The sequence below is a fragment of the Brucella sp. RRSP16 genome, assembly GCF_052246815.1.
Lineage (GTDB): Bacteria > Pseudomonadota > Alphaproteobacteria > Rhizobiales > Rhizobiaceae > Brucella > Brucella intermedia.
On the sequence record NZ_JBQQAM010000053.1, the window covers coordinates 1 to 570 of the forward strand.

A 570-nucleotide genomic window follows, 5' to 3' on the forward strand; every position below is an offset into this window, starting at 1 on the left:
CGCCTGCCGTCAACAGCCTCTCGGCCGTCATCCTCGGCATTGCCCTTGTCGGGCTGCTGGCCGCACCCTTCATGGTGTATCCGATCTTCCTGATGAAGATGCTGTGCTTCGCGCTGTTCGCCTCTGCCTTCAATCTTCTTCTGGGCTATACCGGCATCCTGTCCTTCGGCCATGCCGCCTTCTTCGGCGGCGCGGCCTATATCACCGCCCATACGGTCAAGGTCTGGGGCGTCACGCCGGAGCTTGGCCTCGTGCTCGGCGTCCTTGCCGCCGCCGCCCTTGGCCTCGTCATCGGCTATCTCGCCATTCGCCGTCAGGGCATCTATTCGACGATGATCACGCTGGCGCTGGCGCAGATGTTCTTCTTCTTCTGCCTGCAAGCCGCCTTCACCCATGGCGAGGACGGATTGCAGGGCGTGCCGCGCGGCTATCTCTTCGGCATCATCGACCTCAACCAGCCGATGACCATGTATTATTTTGTGCTGGCGGTGTTCGTGCTGGGCGTGTTCGTCATCTGGCGCATCATCAACTCGCCCTTCGGCATGATCCTGAAATCGGTGCGCGAAAACG

At 61.2% G+C, this 570-nt stretch carries 1 protein-coding gene; it reads left to right on the top strand.

Going from position 1 to position 570, the window contains the following annotated elements; translation table 11 throughout:
- A partial coding sequence (locus ACS5UA_RS22850) for a branched-chain amino acid ABC transporter permease (RefSeq protein WP_443101889.1) occupies positions 1–570 on the top strand: 570 nt, incomplete at both ends.